Consider the following 15,360-nt stretch of genomic DNA (forward strand, 5'->3'; position numbering starts at 1 on the left):
TTGTAGTGGGTGTTCAATGGAACCTATGGTGGTGATGGCTGCGCGTGCGGCTCAAACAGTCGGTCAAGAGCTTTTAAAAGCGCATCAAAATCGTCATAAACTTGATCTACAAGTCGAAGAAAAAGGAATTGATGGGCCAGTAACGCGTGTAGACCGTTATTTGGAACAATTGACCATCGATACGCTACGTAAAAGCTATAAAAACCACAGTTTTCTTGGTGAAGAGTTTGGTTATCAAGAAGGTAAAGGTCACGACGCAGATTGGTGTTGGATCATTGACCCACTTGATGGCACTTTAAACTTCATTAACGGTGTTCCTCATTTCTGTATCTCTATTGCAGTTCAACATAAAGGCATTACTCAACATGGTGTAATTTACGACCCTGTGAAAGATGAATTGTTCTCTGCAAGTCGTGGTCGTGGTGCCATGATGAATCAACGCCGTATTCGTGTAAATGTGAAAGACAGCCTTGAAAATACATTCATGTCTGTAGGACATGCTTACCGCGCAAAACGTAATGGTGAAGTGATTTCTTATGCAAAAAATCATTTTGCTTCATTGTTAAATGTAACTGAAGCTGGTGCACAATATCGTCGTACAGGTTCAGCAGCATTAGATTTGGCGTATGTAGCAGCGGGTCGTTTCGATGCTTATTTCGAACTCGGTCTAAAGCCTTGGGACATCGCAGCAGGCGAATTGATTGTGAAAGAGGCAGGCGGCACTGTGGTTGATGCACGTGGCGGTAGCGACTCTATGGAAAATGGTCAAGTACTTGCATGTTCAATGAAAATGTTAAAGCCATTAATGCAGGCAGTCGTGCCAGCGTGGGGTGAAGCAGCAAAGTAATCGAATGATTACCTGATCAAGTGACGATAAAAAAGCTCTCAATTTTGAGGGCTTTTTTATATAGAATTCCAAGCTTTAATTGCATCTTTGAATAATATTTTTAAAAAAATGGTAAAAGTCGATTAAAAAAGGTGACTTTTAAAAATATGCTGTTATAATCTCGCCACGCACTAAATTTCGTTCATTACCTGAACATTCTCTTCTATCATTGTGTATGCGCGTCCGGTCCAAAGAGAGGACATTATTTCGCGCCCCACCCAATCGCTTAAGCGATTCCTTCAGGTTGCGGCTGTAATCAAATGTGCGTTATACGCATCGTCGTTCTCGGATCGCCGCTGATTCTATATTTTCAGCGATTATTGCTGTGCCGCTTTTTGCCGATGTCCATCTGACTTTATTTTAATGGAGCACCCAGTTTTCGGGTGAAAAACTCTATGAGCAAAACTTTTGCTGAATTTTCTTTACATGAATCGTTACAACAAGCTCTACAAAGCCTAGGTTTTACATCTCCTACGCCTGTACAGGAACAATCGATTCCTGCTGCTTTAGAAGGTAAAGACCTTCTTGTATCAAGCCAAACAGGTTCAGGTAAAACTGCGGCGTTTTTACTTCCAACGTTAAACGCACTTGCAGGTCAAGAGACTTTCGTTCCGTTCAAAGAACGTATGAAAGCAATTACCCAACCAAATATTTTAGTACTTTGCCCAACACGTGAGTTGGCGCAACAAGTAAGCCAAGACGCAATTGCATTTGTACGTCACATGAAAGGCGCACGTATTGCTGCGATCATGGGCGGTATGCCATTTGGTAAGCAAATCCAACAATTAAAAGGTGCACAAGTTGTAGTTGCAACTCCAGGTCGTTTACTTGACCTTGTGAACCGTCGTCAAATCAAACTTGATAAAGTTGATGCATTAATTGTTGATGAAGCTGACCGTATGCTTGATCTAGGCTTCTCTGAAGACTTAGAAGCGATTAGCGATCTTGCGGCAAACCGTAAACAAACATTAATGTTCTCTGCAACATTTGCACCACGTATCATCACTCTTGCTGAACGCATGATGAATGATCCTGAGCGTATTGCAATTGAAACAGGTCATTCTACCAATACAGACATCACTCAGACTCTACACTGGACTGATGGTTTTGAGCACAAGAAAAAACTTTTAACTCACTGGTTGAGTGAAGAAGATCTTGATCAAGCTGTTGTTTTCGCGTCTACACAAGAAGACACAGACATGCTTGCTGAAGAATTGGCTGAAGCGGGTCACTCAGTAGTTGCACTTCACGGTGCAATGCCACAAACCGTGCGTAACCGTCGTTTACGTAGTATTCGTGAAGGTCGTGCAAAAATCTTGGTTGCAACTGACGTTGCGGCACGTGGTTTAGACGTACCAACAATTTCACACGTAATCAACTTTGGTCTGCCAATGAAGAACGAAGACTATGTACACCGTATTGGTCGTACAGGTCGTGCGGGTCGTACAGGTAAAGCAATTACTTTGGCAACTTACCGTGAACGCGGCAAAATCCGTGCTTTAGAAGATTACTTAGATGCTCGTTTAGAAGTTTCTGAAATCGAAGGCTTAGAGCCATCTCCACCTCCAGCACGCTCTGGTCGTGATGGTGGTCGTGGTCGCAATGGCGGTGGCGGTCGTCGTGAAGGCGGTCGTGGCGGTTTCGGCGGTGGTCGTCGTTTTGAAGGTGAATCTAACTTCAAACGTCGTGAAGGTGGCCGTGATGGCGACCGTCCACAGCGTTCTTTTGGTGGTGAAGATCGTCCACGCCGTGAATTCAACAATGATCGTCCACGCCGTGAAGGTGGTTTCGAAGACCGTCCACGTCGCGAATTTAACAATGATCGTCCACGCCGTGAAGGTGGTTTCGAAGACCGTCCACGTCGCGAATTTAATAATGATCGTCCACGCCGTGAAGGTGGTTTTGAAGACCGTCCACGTCGCGAATTTAACAGCGATCGTCCACGTCGTGAAGGTGGTTTCAATGATAAGCCACGTTTTGACTCGAATGATGATAACCGTGGTAACCGTGTAGATTACAAACCACGCCGTGAAGGTTCTTTTGGTGACCGTCCTAAACGTGATTTCGGTGATCGTCCACCACGTCGTGAAGGTGGTTTCGGTGACCGTCCACAGCGTTCATTTGGTGGCGAAGATCGTCCTAAGCGTTCATTCGGTGGTGAAGATCGTCCACAGCGTTCATTTGGTGGCGAAGATCGTCCTAAGCGTTCATTCGGTGGTGAGGATCGTCCACGTCGTGAAGGCGGTGACCGTCGTCGTAAGTTTAACGACTAAATCATCCCTTCTAAGAAACCAGCGCAAAAGCGCTGGTTTTTTTATGTTTAAAGATTTTGTTTATTGTTTAAAAAATGTATACTAAGTCAAATTTATGTTGAAATATGACAAATATGAACAACAATATAGAACAACAACCTCTGTTAGGGTATTCGTTAAAAGAGGTCATTATGCCTTATTTGGGTTTTATTCTTTTGCTGAGCAATTTGATCTTTTTCTTTTACGCTCAATTTATATAACACAGTGTTCTAATTTCTATGCTGTGCGCCTTGGTTCGTATAATTAAAATGACAGAATCAAAAAACAAATTGCACACAGTTTACCCGACGTAACTAGGTAACATTTTATAGTTCAATCCTTTATAGTATGCGTGCTGAAAAATTGCAGGAACTTTCTCCGCTATGAATAATCAAGCACCCCTTGAAAATTCAGCTTTGATTGAAGTCAAAGAACTGAGTTTTAAGCGAGGGGAACGAATCATTTATGACCAAGTCAGTCTGAAGATTCGACGTGGTCAAATTACCGCCATTATGGGGCCATCTGGAACAGGTAAAACGACACTGTTGCGTTTAATTGGGGGGCAGTTAACCCCAGATCATGGGCAAGTGCTACTTGACGGTAAAGATATTGGTCAGATGTCGCGACATGAGTTGTTTGCGGCACGAGCACGTATGGGCATGCTGTTCCAAAGTGGTGCTTTATTTACCGATATGAGCGTTTATGAAAATGTTGCATTTCCATTGCGTGCGCATACCCAATTACCTGAGCATTTAATTGCAGAATTGGTCGCATTAAAGCTGGAATCGGTTGGCCTGCGTGGCACAGAGCAGCTCATGCCTTCTGAACTTTCAGGGGGGATGAACCGACGTGTGGCTTTGGCACGTGCAATTGCATTAGATCCAGAATTGATTATGTATGACGAACCTTTTGCGGGTCAGGACCCGATTGTGAAAGGTGTACTGACTCGATTAATTCGTTCTCTACGTGAAGCATTGGAATTGACCACGATTATTGTATCGCATGATGTAGCAGAAACGCTTTCGATTGCAGATTATATTTATGTGGTTGCGGAGGGGAAAGTGCAAGGTGAAGGTACGCCTGCTGAATTACAGGCGAATGCATCACCATTTGTGCGTCAGTTCCTGACAGGTGCGGCTGAAGGGCCTGTAGAATATCAGTTTAGTCATCAAGCGTATTTGGCGGGCGAGGTTCGTGCATGAATGCTATTGCCTCATTAGGTAGACGCGTTATTCAGAGTGTTCAGGGTGTCGGTGTTGCAACCATTATGTTGCTACAAATTCTATGCTCAATGCCGACATGGTTAGGGGTCAAACTGTTTGTTTACCAAATGTATCGTGTCGGGGTGATGTCCTTACTGATTATTTCGGTGTCGGGTTTGTTCATTGGTTTGGTTTTAGGTTTACAAGGCTATTCCATTTTGGTCAACATTGGTTCAGAAGCCATGTTGGGCACCATGGTGTCGTTAACTCTGTTACGTGAATTGGCTCCTGTGGTTGCCGCATTATTGTTTGCTGGGCGTGCAGGTTCTGCACTGACCGCGGAAATTGGATTAATGAAAGCCACCGAACAATTATCCAGTATGGAGATGATCGGGGTTGATCCATTAAAACGTATTGTTTCACCACGTCTGTGGGCCGGTATTGTAAGTTTGCCGATGTTGAGTGTTGTGTTTGCTGCGATTGGTATTATTGGCGGTAAAATGGTCGGCGTAGATTTTCTGGGCGTAGATGAAGGTTCTTTCTGGAGTGGCATGCAAAGTAATGTGCAATTCTATAAAGATATCTTTAACGGCACGATTATTAAGAGTATTGTTTTTGCCATTTTATGTACTTGGATTGCGGTTTACCAAGGCTATGCTTGTGTACCGACATCTGAAGGCATTGCAACATCCACAACGCGTACCGTGGTGTATTCATCGCTTTGTGTATTAGGTTTTGATTTTGTGTTGACTGCGGTCATGTTCGGAGGGGTTTAATGAAATCACGTGCAAGTGAGCTGGCCGTAGGATTATTTGTGATTGTCTTCGGTGTTGCATTGTTTTTCTTGGCAATGAAAGTGAGTGGCTTAGTCGGCACTAACTTACGTGATGCCTATAGCATGACGGCACAATTTGATAACGTAAATGGCTTAAAGCCTCGTGCCAAAGTTACGATGAGTGGTGTCACGATTGGTCGTGTTACAGATATTACTCTAGATCCAGTAACACGTTTGGCAACGGTGCATTTTGAATTGGATGGCAAGCTAACGTCTTTTAATGCAGAACAGTTGAAAACGGTTGAAAACAATGCGTTGGATGAGTTGCGCTATAGCACAGAATATACCGAAGCTACACCAGCGAAACAAAAAGAAATGGAACAGCAACTTATTGCGAACATGAAATCCATCACCAGTATTGATGAAGATGCTTACATAATGGTAGCAACCAATGGCTTGTTAGGTGAGAAGTATTTGAAAGTTGTTCCAGGTGGTGGCTTGAATTATATCAAGCGTGGTGCATCAATCGCTAACACTCAGGGTACGATGGATCTGGAAGATTTGATTAGTAAATTTATTACAGCAGGTGCCGGTAAGTCATCGACTCCATCGGCAGAAGCTGAGGCACCAACTGAAAAAACAGATGCTGAACCAGCATTTGTTGAATAATTGAAAGAGGAATTTAGAAGTGAATATGTTGTTGAAACAAACATTAACGGCAAGCATTTTATCAACCATGATTGCAGGTACTGCATTTGCTGCGCCAGCTGAAGCTCCTCCTGCATTTATTAAGCGTGTGGCGGATGGTTTAATTGGTCGCTTAAAAGCAGACCATGCAAAATTGCAAAATAACCCAGCAGCGGTTAAAGCAATCGTGCGTCAGAACTTAGACCCGTATGTGGATTCACAAGCGTTCACTCGTATTGTCATGGGTACTTATGCAACCAATCAGTACAGCACTGCAGCGCAACGTGCACAGTTTGAAAAGAACTTCCGGGAAACATTGATTGAAAACTACGGTACAGCTTTTGCCAAGTTTAGCAACCAGACCTATAGCATGCGCCCTTATAAAGCAACAGGCAGTGCTAATCCTGTAGTGACGATTGACTTTAATAACAACGGTGAAAAGATTCCTGTATCGTTCCAGTTGGCGGATAAAGGTAGCCAATGGAAGATTCGTAACATCAACGTTTCTGGTATTGATTTAGGTCTACAATTCCGTAACCAGTTTGCGGCGACTGTGAAACGTAATGGTGGTAATCTGGATAAAGCGATTGCTAACTTTGAACCAGATGCTGACGCAGCTGTAAAGAAAAAATAAGATAGGTGAACGGTGATTAGTCTCGTCAATCAGGAATTGCAAGTCACTGGAAAAATTGACTATGACAATGCTGAACAATACTATCAGCAGGGTCTAGCATTAATTCAGAAACAACAGTTGCCTATGGTGGTGAACTTGGCACAGTTGCAACAGGGAAGTACCTTGGCATTAGCGGTACTGGTACGTTGGTTGCGCCAAACGCCTCAAGCACAAGGTTTACACTTTAAGGCTGTGCCTGACAAAATGATGAAGATTATTCAGGCTTGTCATCTGCAAGATGATCTGCATTTGATCTAAAATAAAAAGCACCGCAATTGCGGTGCTTTTTTATGTTGAATCTTATGCTCAAAAAGATAGTGTTCTGTTGTACTTCGCGGATCACACCATGTAAAAAAGAATGTTCAGATCCATTTTTTCCAGCGGAAATAAATCAGTGGCCCAATAAAGAAGCCAACAATAATCATACTAACGGCGATAAAGCTGGTGGTGCCGTGGGCAAAGGGTAAAACATCCGTATTCATGCCGTAAATACTTGCCACTAACATTGGGGGTGCCAACATACTTGGTAAAATCGAGAAGCGACGAATGGTATCATTCTGCTCGGTGTTAATGAATCCTGATGTCGTATCTAGCAAGAAGCGCACTTTCTGGAACAAGAAGGCATCATGTTCGACCAGTGAGCGTACATCTTCACTCAACTCTCGAATGTCTGCATCATAGATATGACTGCCTAAGGCGCGAGGACGAGATAAAAAGGTCAGCACACGACGCAGGTCAATTAAACATAATTGTGCCTTACCTAGCATATCTTCTAACTGCGCCAGACGGGTAATCATGTCATCAAGGTCGAGAATTTGTTCACGATGGCGGTTATTCAGCACTTCTGTGGAGTATTTTTCCAAGTCCTTGTGGATATCTTCCAAGATATCCGCAAGCTCATCTAGTTTGGCTTCTAGTAAACCTAAAAGTACCCAAGTCGGGTCTTTATAGTCAATTTCATAATCATTGCGACGTGCGCGTGCGCGAAAGGCACGGAAAGCCACCAGTTTTTCACCACGTAGAGTAAACAAACGCTCTTTATGTAAAATAAAAGCAACTGTTTGTACTGTGGCTAAAATACTGGAATTATCATCTGCTTCACCATCCACCTGATAATTTTTATTTTTCGTTAAAAAATACGTGCTGATATGCAAAATACCATCATCATCACGGTAGAATCGGGCAGATGAAGAGATGTCTTCCAATGATTTTAGTGTTGGTAGATTTTGATCATACGCATCTAAAACCCATTGCTGTTCTTCTTGTGAAGGTGCAATCAGGTCGACCCAGACCAGTTCTGGATGTAAATCAAAACCGCCATTAATGGTGGCGTCTTCTAAACTACCGCGCTCTGTGGCGTAAAAGGCTTCAAGCATAGATGTCTTTTCTCCCTTACGCAGTATGGGGTTAAATCGATGGGTGTATTTTAGACAAGGATTTCATGAAAAACACTGATTGAATTGCTAATTTATGAAAAAATCTCTATCTACTTTACTCTCGCGGTATGACAAGATCATAACATGGTGAAATAATGACACATTCTATTGCGGTTTTTTGTGGTTCAGCGGTTGGTACAGACACCATTTTCTTAGATACAGCACGTCATGTTGGGCAAACGTTAGCACAACAAGGTAAAACACTGATCTATGGTGGTGGGCGCTCAGGTTTAATGGGTGTGATTGCAGATAGTGCTTTACAAGCAGGTGGGCGAGTGATTGGCGTGATTCCACATGCTTTGGTAGATCGTGAGTTGGCTCATCCTGATTTGACTGAGCTGCATGTGGTAAAAAACATGCATGAACGTAAAACCAAAATGTCTGAACTTTCCGATGCCTTTATTGCACTGCCAGGTGGTGCGGGAACTTTGGAAGAAATTTTTGAACAGTGGACTTGGGCACAATTGGGCATTCATTTAAAACCGTGCGCCTTTTTAAATGTTGAAGGGTTTTATGATGACCTGATTAACTTCATCAACTTAACGACTGAAAAAGGCTTTACGCATTCACGTTTCACAGAGACCTTAATTGCTGAAAACTCGGTTGAAGCGATTCTACAGCAGTTTGATGTATTTACTGCACCTACCCCGAAATGGGGCATGACCGAGCAGCAAGACTTGGTGAAACACGCCTAATGAAACAAATTACTGTCGCTGCGGGTATTGTGTTAAATACACAACAGCAGTTGTTATTGGTGCGTAAGCACAACACTCGTTTTTTTATGCAGGTAGGTGGTAAGCTAGAACCAGATGAAGCACCTGAACATTGTATCTTGCGTGAAATCGAGGAAGAAATTGGCTGTCAGGCGAAAATTATTCAGTACGTTGGACGTTTTGAAACCGCTGCGGCCAATGAGCCTGATCATCTATTGGTGAGTCATGTATTTCAAGTGGAGCTAACGAACTCGCCAAAAATTGCAGCTGAAATTGCTGAACTCAAGTGGATTGAGTTGGATGATCAGAGCACGCCTTTGGCACCATTGACTCGAGAAATCGTGTTGCCATGGGTGCGTCAGTATCTAAAGATACAGGCATAGCTTTTTCAAATGGATTGAATCAGTACTTCTATAATTAACATTGAGCTGCTGCAATACAGGCAGCTTCAATTTTTCGGCAGCCCAGTTCATTTAGAGCTTGTTGCAATGCTTTAAGTGAGCTGCCTGTCGTCACCACATCATCTAGCATTAACACGCGACGATAACGCAGAGCGTTTGTTGGGGCGATTTTAAATTGCTGTTCTATGCTATCCAGTCGTTCTAAACGGCTTAAGCCTTTCTGTGAATGCTGATGTTGCCGTTGAATAGGTTGCCAAACAGGAATATTTAACTGCTGACTCAAACGCTGTGCCAGAATGACACTTTGGTTATAACCTCGTTCAGCCAAACGTTGAGTGGAAATTGGCATGGGAACGATGGCTTGAATTTGACGATAGTCCAGTTGTTTGAGCAGTCCAGTCAGCAAAATTTGAAAATGTAGTTGTTGCTCATATTTAAATTGCTGAATCACACGATCAATGGGATAGTCATAATGACAGGCGACTTGAACCTCAATTTCTTGACGTTGCACGTATTGTTTGAGCCAAGGTAAATGGTTCCAGCAATCTTGACAGAGACTCGCATGGCGGCCACGCTCAAGTCCACAAAACTGACATGGTAGTACTGAATGTAGCCATTGCTGAGCGCTAGATAAAAAAGGTTTAAACATAGGCATAGCGAGGGGCTTCAGGCAGCCAGCGTTTGAGTAAGGCATCTGCCTGAGTTGGATAGTCTTTCAGGATTTGTTGTGCCACATAATGCGCCTGATTGAGCAAATGATCATCCCGTTCTAATTTGGCAACGCGAAAGCCCATATCTCCCGTTTGTTTAGTGCCGAGTAATTCCCCAGGGCCGCGAATCTCTAAATCTTTCTCTGCAATGATGAAGCCATCATTGGTTTCACGCATGATGCGTAAGCGTTCTTGTCCATTTTGTGACAGTGGATTTTTATACAGCAGGGCACAAAAACTAGCCTTAGCACCACGTCCAACACGACCACGTAACTGATGCAGTTGTGATAAGCCCAGACGCTCGGCATTTTCAATGACCATAATAGAGGCATTCGGCACATCCACGCCGACTTCAATTACCGTGGTCGCAATGAGCAGTTGTAGTTCGTTGTCCTTAAACTGTTGCATGACGGCTTGCTTGTCATCGGCTTTCATTTTGCCATGCACCAGTCCGATATTGAGTGTTGGGAAACGTTGTTTGATTTCGGCATAGGTGGCTTCTGCGGCTTGAGCATCTAAAGTTTCTGACTGTTCGACCAATGTGCAAACCCAATAGGCTTGTTTGCCTTCGGCGCAATTACTGGCAATCCGTTGTAAGACTTCTTCACGACGGTCCAAAGGAATAGTCACCGTTTGAATCGGGGTTCGACCTGGTGGCAATTCATCAATCACTGAGGTATCTAAGTCCCCATATGCGGACATCGCGAGAGTACGCGGAATAGGGGTTGCGGTCATCACCAGTTGATGTGGCGTGGTTTGCTGTGCGCCTTTATTGCGAAGTGCTAAACGCTGATCAACCCCAAAGCGGTGTTGCTCATCAATAATCACCAAACCCAATTTATGAAAGGCAACACTGTCTTGGAATAAGGCATGGGTACCAATGACCAGTTGCGCCGAGCCTTGTTGGATTTGTTGCTCTGCCAAGGCACGGGCTTTACCTTTTTGCTTGCCTGATAGCCATGCCACAGTTAAGCCTAAAGGTTCAAACCAGCGTTTAAAATTCAAATAATGTTGTTCTGCGAGAATTTCAGTTGGTGCCATGAGGGCAACTTGCCAACCTTCTTCTAAGGCATGACAAGCAGCAAGTGCTGCCACGAGTGTTTTACCTGCACCAACATCGCCTTGTACCAGACGCAGCATTGGCTTGTGTTGCTTTAAATCATCGGAGATTTCTTTAGATACGCGCTTCTGTGCTGCGGTCATTTTAAAGGGCAACGCAGCCAGTAATTGTTTGGATAGGATTTTACTGTGAGTAAAAGCGGGAGCTTCAATCTGTTGGATGTAGGCGCGGCGCGTCAGTAAGCTGACTTGATGCGCCACCAATTCCTCAAAAATCAGGCGTTGCTGTGCAGGATGTGAGCCTTGGCTCAACTGCAACATATTGGCATCGAGTGGCGGTTCATGAATGTAATACAAGGCTTGCTTTAATGCATAGCCATTGGTGAATTTCTGCGGCAGGAGTTCTGGCAGATCATCACTGTGCTGTTTTAGGGCATGTTTAACGTAGTCACGTAGTTTGGTTTGAGTGAGTCCTTCAGTCGCAGGGTAAATCGCCGTGAGCTGGGTTTGTGGCAATGGCGTATGTTCGCTAATTAACTGAATTTCAGGATGATACATTTCCAAGCCACGAGCACCGACACGGACTTCACCAAAAACCCGTAAACGGTTGCCCACCTTGCCGCGATCAGTCAGGGCTTTATATAGGTGATAAAAGCGTAGCGTGACTTTACCGAGCTCATCATCCAGTAAAATGGCCATGGATTTACGCTTTCCCGGAGGAAAGTCCACTGATTTCACCGTACCCTCAAGCAGATAGCTACGCCCAACCTCCAATTGGTTCATGGGGATGATCGTGCTACGATCTTCATAATCCCGCGGCAGATGAAACAATAAATCATCCGTGGTGAAAATATTCAGTTTTTCAAGTAATGCAGCAGAGGCACTTCCAACCCCTTGCAATTGTTGGACTGCGGCCATGTCCCCTCAACTAAAGTGCTCATTAGGTGCTAAATGCATATTTTATTTATAGGTTATGGTAAAACATCTCAACGGGTTGCTAAACAATTATTTCAACAAGGCCACCAAATTACCACAATAAGCCGTACTGCCAAACCACAAGATTTTGCTACACATTTAATTCAAGATATTCATCAACTTGATTTGAGTCAAATTACTCCTGTCGATATCGTCTATGTCTTGTTATCTCCCACATCGAGCACGCCTGAAGGCTATCAAGCGACTTTTGTGGATGCCATTCCTGCGATGCAGAAGGCCTTACAAGCTCATCCTGTCAAAAAAGTCATCGTAGTGTCTTCAACCCGAGTTTATGGTGAACAAGTAGGGGAGCGTGTTGATGATGCGAGTGTGCCTAAGCCAATTGATGCACAAGGCGAGATTCTACGGCAGATGGAATTGTTATGGCAGGCTGCATATCCTGAGCAAAGTATTATTATTCGCCCAACAGGCATTTACGGAGCTTCTGTTGCGCGTATGGTGAAGTTGGCACAGCAGACGTCGACATATCCGAATATTCATTATAGTAATCGTATTCATATTGAAGATTTAGCCCGCTTTTTGGCGCATTTGATTCACGTGGAACATCCTAAAAGTTCTTATATTGTCACGAATAATCAACCCATTCCTTTACATGAAATTATTCAGTGGTTTCAGCAGCAGTTGGAGCTGCCAGTTTTAGTTTTGGAAAGTGATGTGGTGTCTGGTAAGCGAATTTATGCTTCCAACATGCAGCAGATGGATTTTGAATTACAACATCCAGACTGTTTTGAGGATTATTCGGTGTTGTTAAAAAAATGATTGAAAAATATTTTGTACTTTGTTCGATGAAAGATGTGGAACATTGATTGGAAAATAGTCGTGGAATGTGAAAAGTAATGTAAAAGTCATTCTAGTATACTGCTCACTAGAATGATCTAATTTAAGATTATGATTTATATTAAATAAATAATTTTGCATAAGTTTTTTATGCTGATTTTAGGAAAAGTTAAAAATATGAGAAAAGAGCTAAGAGAACGATTTATCAGTGGATGTAATGAGAAAATTCAAAAAAAGGGAGATAGTGTAGGTTTATCTTTCTATGCTTTTTTCAAAAATAAAAATGATGATCCTGAGCTTTTAATGGAAGCCGCAACTTGGTGGATCATGCAACATCAATTAGATCATTTTGAAAAAGCTGTAAAAATTAAAGCCCTTGTTTTGAGTGAGTCTTCGTCCATTTAATATCATGGTTGTTGTAATAAGTAACAATCCTAGATCAAGATTTAGGATTTTTAAATTTTTTAAAACAGATAAAAATTAAGACATAGCCTCAATTTTCACGTTGGTATAAGGTATTTATGCTAATTTTACGAAACCTTAAAATGATCCACTCAATTCAGGACTGTTTTTTAAAATTATTTTAGATATCTCATCGTAGACGAGTCTAATTCGTGGAGTTGAAATATTGGATGCATGTGTGACTAACCATAGTGATTCTTCTAGTAAGTAAGGATGTTCGATACGTTCTAGTCCTGTTGCGATAAAACTTGGAAGAATTCCGATTCCTAGTCCTGATTGAATAGCTACTTTTTGTGTTGCTAAGTTATTGAATTTTAAATCAGGTTCTCTTCCTGTAATTTTTTTCAACCAACGTGATGATGGTAAATCGATATTTGAGTCCCACCCTATCAATTTAGATTCTTTAATATCCTCCATAATCGACGAGGCTCTATATAAACCACTGGACATCACTCCAACTTTTTTAATGGTTAAAGCTCCTTGTTCTGGTCGAACTAATCTCAAGGCAATATCGGCCTCACCCTTTGCAATACCAACAGAATTAATTCCAGTAATTAATTCAATATTGATTTCAGGATACTCATCTAAGAATGGTTTAAGCGATGGTATCAATATTTCTGTGGCTATTAATTCTGGAGCGGCAATACGCACTACACCACTCAAATTTTGAGATTTATTGGTAAATTTTCTTTGTAATGTATTTAATACTTTTTCTGCATTTTTAACCTCTTCAATAAGGTTCATAGCATCTTTTGTAGGCTTATATCCTCGAGGATGTCTAAGAAATAGAGTTGTTCCTAACTTTTCTTCAAAAACTGTAATTTTTCTAGAAACAGTTTGTGGGCTTACACCTAATTCTTTTGCTGAACGACTTATATTTTGATATTGCATCACTGCTGTAAAAAAGCGGAGATCATCCCAATTCATTTTTTCTTTCCATTTTTGGAAAATAGTAAATTATTTTGATCCATTTATGCATGGAAAGTGAAGCCGTAATATTAAAACTCATAAAAATTTAAGGTCTCCCATGAATACTTTCATTAATCTAGAGAATAGCTCAGTTGAAATAGATATTGTGCGTCAATATTTGTCCGCCTTTTCTCAGAATGATATTCAAAAAGCATTGGAATGTATCCACCCACAAGCCATATGGCATATAGATGGAGATCCAATAGTTAAAACTGTTGGAATCATACAAGGACATATAGCTATAAAAAAATGGTTAGAAGATTTCCCTAAAGCGTTCCAACCTCTACAATTTTCTATGAATAAGTTAATTAGCGCGGGAAATACGGTTTTAGTCATTGGGCGATTTAGACACTTAGTTCTTAAAACCCAGACTACTGTTGATAGCGACTATATAATTCAATTTACAATAAAAGAAAATAAAATTATTCATTATCAAATATTTGAGGATTCGCTTTTACTCTCAGAAGTGCATAGAGATTCTAGTCATAGTCGGAGAGTGATGATCAACGGAATCACCTATGAATGGGATGATATTGGAGATGGTTCCCCGATTATTTTTTTACATGGCTTATTTTTAGATAGAACATTCTGGACTCATATTACTCAAAACCTTCCACAAAATCGCTGTATTTCATTTGATATGCCGGGTCATGCTAAAAGTGGCTGGCGTGACCAATTAGATCTTGATGGAATAGCTGAAGATATTGCTATTTGGATGAAAGAGTATTGTATTGAGAAAGCAACATTAGTTGGACATAGCCAAGGTGCTATGATTGCAATGCGAATAGCTGCTCAGCATTCAGAAATGGTAGAAAATCTTGTATTAGTAAATTCTTCTGCTCGGAAAGAATATAATGATCGTATTTCAATTTGGGTTGAACGAGAAAAAATTTTACTTTCTAACCCTTCGAAGAGATTGGAAATTTTTAAGGATATTCAAAAGTTAAAGTTAACACCTCAATGGTTAGAAAACCATAGTAATGAAGCAACTCAAGAATTAACTAGAATGATGGATCATGATCCATCTAATTTAGCTAAGGCAATGAAATCTGCTGTAATAGACCGATCAGATATTACTGAAAACCTTTCAAAAATTACGGCAAAAACCATTGTACTATCTGGTGAATTAGACAAAGCTACTCCGCCTGAACTAGGGGAAGAGATAGCTAAGCTTATTCCAAATGCTCAACATATTTTATTAGCTGATGTTGCTCATTCTATACCGTTAGAGTCTCCTCAAGCGCTATTAGATGTAATGCATAATTTATTTGAAAATCCTACCATTTAATATAATAGCGATTATCCAAAATCGACCAAAATGTC

16 protein-coding genes are annotated in these 15,360 nt (G+C 41.7%); 12 read left to right on the forward strand and 4 right to left on the reverse strand.

The window, feature by feature from the left end; all coding sequences use genetic code 11:
* Positions 1 to 16 precede the first annotated feature (16 nt).
* The 7 genes from C3F34_RS08535 to C3F34_RS08565 all read left to right on the forward strand — a co-directional run bounded on the left by C3F34_RS08535 (position 17) and on the right by C3F34_RS08565 (position 6,772).
* A complete protein-coding gene (locus C3F34_RS08535) occupies positions 17 to 847 on the forward strand; it encodes an inositol monophosphatase family protein (RefSeq protein ID WP_016168632.1) in 831 nt (276 codons plus the stop codon).
* Between the two features lie 434 nt (positions 848 to 1,281).
* Entirely contained in the window at positions 1,282 to 3,159 is a 1,878-nt protein-coding gene (locus C3F34_RS08540) for a DEAD/DEAH box helicase (RefSeq protein WP_044739642.1), read from the forward strand.
* Between the two features lie 401 nt (positions 3,160 to 3,560).
* A complete protein-coding gene (locus C3F34_RS08545; RefSeq protein WP_016168629.1) occupies positions 3,561 to 4,379 on the forward strand; it encodes an ABC transporter ATP-binding protein in 819 nt (272 codons plus the stop codon).
* Positions 4,376 to 5,155, forward strand: a complete 780-nt coding sequence (gene mlaE / locus C3F34_RS08550) for a lipid asymmetry maintenance ABC transporter permease subunit MlaE (protein ID WP_016168628.1) — start codon at positions 4,376 to 4,378, stop codon at positions 5,153 to 5,155. Before C3F34_RS08545 ends, mlaE begins: the two co-directional genes overlap by 4 nt.
* The gene (locus C3F34_RS08555) at positions 5,155 to 5,823 is read left to right on the forward strand and encodes an outer membrane lipid asymmetry maintenance protein MlaD (RefSeq protein ID WP_016168627.1); all 669 of its coding nucleotides are present in this window, start codon (positions 5,155 to 5,157) and stop codon (positions 5,821 to 5,823) included. The genes mlaE and C3F34_RS08555 overlap by 1 nt, the downstream gene beginning before the upstream one ends.
* A 19-nt stretch (positions 5,824 to 5,842) precedes the next feature.
* Entirely contained in the window at positions 5,843 to 6,475 is a 633-nt protein-coding gene (locus C3F34_RS08560; protein ID WP_016168626.1) for an MlaC/ttg2D family ABC transporter substrate-binding protein, read from the forward strand.
* Positions 6,476 to 6,487: 12 nt separating this feature from the next.
* The gene (locus tag C3F34_RS08565) at positions 6,488 to 6,772 is read left to right on the forward strand and encodes an STAS domain-containing protein (protein ID WP_044739641.1); all 285 of its coding nucleotides are present in this window, start codon (positions 6,488 to 6,490) and stop codon (positions 6,770 to 6,772) included.
* 104 nt (positions 6,773 to 6,876) lie between these two features.
* Here the strand turns inward: C3F34_RS08565 and C3F34_RS08570 are convergent, their stop codons facing one another.
* Positions 6,877 to 7,890, reverse strand: coding sequence for a magnesium and cobalt transport protein CorA (locus C3F34_RS08570; protein WP_016168624.1), 1,014 nt, complete (start codon positions 7,888 to 7,890; stop codon positions 6,877 to 6,879).
* Between the two features lie 155 nt (positions 7,891 to 8,045).
* On the opposite strand from C3F34_RS08570, the gene C3F34_RS08575 reads away from it, so the two are divergent.
* Both C3F34_RS08575 and C3F34_RS08580 read left to right on the forward strand, forming a co-directional pair.
* Complete coding sequence (locus C3F34_RS08575; RefSeq protein WP_104441412.1) at positions 8,046 to 8,645, forward strand: TIGR00730 family Rossman fold protein; 600 nt, start codon at positions 8,046 to 8,048, stop codon at positions 8,643 to 8,645.
* Complete coding sequence (locus C3F34_RS08580) at positions 8,645 to 9,046, forward strand: NUDIX hydrolase (protein ID WP_104441413.1); 402 nt, start codon at positions 8,645 to 8,647, stop codon at positions 9,044 to 9,046. Before C3F34_RS08575 ends, C3F34_RS08580 begins: the two co-directional genes overlap by 1 nt.
* Before the next feature lie 34 nt (positions 9,047 to 9,080).
* Here the strand turns inward: C3F34_RS08580 and C3F34_RS08585 are convergent, their stop codons facing one another.
* Positions 9,081 to 9,713 (reverse strand): ComF family protein, encoded by a 633-nt coding sequence (locus C3F34_RS08585; RefSeq protein ID WP_213064800.1) that lies wholly within the window; start codon positions 9,711 to 9,713, stop codon positions 9,081 to 9,083.
* The gene (gene recG / locus C3F34_RS08590; RefSeq protein WP_104441415.1) at positions 9,706 to 11,751 is read right to left on the reverse strand and encodes an ATP-dependent DNA helicase RecG; all 2,046 of its coding nucleotides are present in this window, start codon (positions 11,749 to 11,751) and stop codon (positions 9,706 to 9,708) included. Before recG ends, C3F34_RS08585 begins: the two co-directional genes overlap by 8 nt.
* A 33-nt stretch (positions 11,752 to 11,784) precedes the next feature.
* Here recG and C3F34_RS08595 point away from each other — a divergent pair, with 33 nt between their 5' ends.
* Together C3F34_RS08595 and C3F34_RS08600 are read left to right on the forward strand one after the other, a co-directional pair.
* Positions 11,785 to 12,588: an NAD(P)H-binding protein gene (locus tag C3F34_RS08595; RefSeq protein WP_104441416.1), complete on the forward strand. Its 804-nt coding sequence runs from the start codon at positions 11,785 to 11,787 to the stop codon at positions 12,586 to 12,588.
* A 195-nt stretch (positions 12,589 to 12,783) separates the two neighbouring features.
* Complete coding sequence (locus C3F34_RS08600; protein WP_044739636.1) at positions 12,784 to 13,011, forward strand: DUF6500 family protein; 228 nt, start codon at positions 12,784 to 12,786, stop codon at positions 13,009 to 13,011.
* A 135-nt stretch (positions 13,012 to 13,146) separates the two neighbouring features.
* Here the strand turns inward: C3F34_RS08600 and C3F34_RS08605 are convergent, their stop codons facing one another.
* Positions 13,147 to 13,995, reverse strand: coding sequence for a LysR family transcriptional regulator (locus C3F34_RS08605; RefSeq protein ID WP_044739635.1), 849 nt, complete (start codon positions 13,993 to 13,995; stop codon positions 13,147 to 13,149).
* A gap of 100 nt (positions 13,996 to 14,095) precedes the next feature.
* Here C3F34_RS08605 and C3F34_RS08610 point away from each other — a divergent pair, with 100 nt between their 5' ends.
* Complete coding sequence (locus tag C3F34_RS08610; protein ID WP_104441417.1) at positions 14,096 to 15,325, forward strand: alpha/beta fold hydrolase; 1,230 nt, start codon at positions 14,096 to 14,098, stop codon at positions 15,323 to 15,325.
* The last annotated feature ends 35 nt before the right edge of the window (positions 15,326 to 15,360 follow it).

Origin of the sequence: Acinetobacter sp. ACNIH2 (assembly GCF_002934965.1) — a bacterium.
Classification (GTDB): Bacteria; Pseudomonadota; Gammaproteobacteria; order Pseudomonadales; family Moraxellaceae; genus Acinetobacter; species Acinetobacter tandoii.